The sequence below is a fragment of the Rhizobacter sp. P2_H2 genome (assembly GCF_056403375.1).
Window position 1 is genome coordinate 1 of the sequence record NZ_JBFUFP010001481.1, and the last position, 1,030, is coordinate 1,030.

Consider the following 1,030-nt stretch of genomic DNA (forward strand, 5'->3'; position numbering starts at 1 on the left):
GCCCGCTGCGTCAGGGCGTGACGCTGCCGGCCGGCATCACCGGCGCGGGTGCGTCGGCGGCTGAGGCGCCGCGCGACACCGGAACACCCGCCGCGCCGCCGATGCGCGCCACGCAGCGGTTGCGGCCGCCCCGCTTGGCTTCGTAGAGCGCTTCGTCGGCGCGCCGCAGCACGCTGCTGACGGTGTCGCCGCTCTCGGCGAGCGTGACGCCGATGCTGATCGTGATGTTGCGGTCGGGCAGCCAGCGCGACACGTCCAGCCCGGCCACCTTCATGCGCAGCCGCTCGGCCGCGGCGATCGCGGTGTCGATGTCGACCTCGGGCAGCACGACGATGAACTCCTCGCCGCCCAGCCGGCCCAGCTCGACCGGCTCGCGCCCGCCATCGCGCAGCACGCTGGCGATCGCGCGCAGGATGTCGTCGCCGACCAGGTGGCCGTGCTCGTCGTTGATCATCTTGAAGAAGTCGAGGTCGACGATCAGCAGCGCGCAGGCCCGGCCGTCCGCCAGCATCGCCTGCAGCGTGCCCAGCACGTGGCGGCGGTTCGGCAGGTGCGTCAGCTCGTCGGTCATCGCGAGGTCCTGCATGCGGTGGCTGGTGCGGCGATGGCGCCAGACCAGCACGCCCATCACCGCCACCAGCAGCGCGGCCAGCGCGATCACCACCGCGCGCAGCGCACTGGCGCGGCGCTCCTGGTCGAGCGCACGCTCGGTGGCCGCCTTCTCGCGCATCAGCAGCTGGTTCTCCTTGTCCTTGGCGGCGCTGTCGAACTCGACCTTCAGCGTCGCGAAACGCTGGTCGAGCTGGCGGTGCAGCAGCTCGTCGGAGACGGCCTTGTACTTCTGCTGCTGCTCGAAGGCACCGCGCCAGTCGCCCTGGTCGGACAGCGTCGTCGCCAGCTCGCCGTAGGTGGTGGCCAGCTCGGCGCGCGAATCGGCGGTGGCGAACACCTTCTGCGCCTCGCCCAGCGCCGCCGCCGCATCGCCGGGGCGGCGCAGCAGGCGCATCGCGATGCCGCGCTGCAGCAGCAC

General features: G+C 72.7%; 1 protein-coding gene. It reads right to left on the reverse strand.

Features of this window, described 5'->3' with window-relative positions; all coding sequences use genetic code 11:
- Positions 1–10 precede the first annotated feature (10 nt).
- A partial coding sequence (locus AC1D15_RS34085) for a GGDEF domain-containing protein (protein ID WP_477829556.1) occupies positions 11–1,030 on the reverse strand: 1,020 nt, incomplete at its 5' end.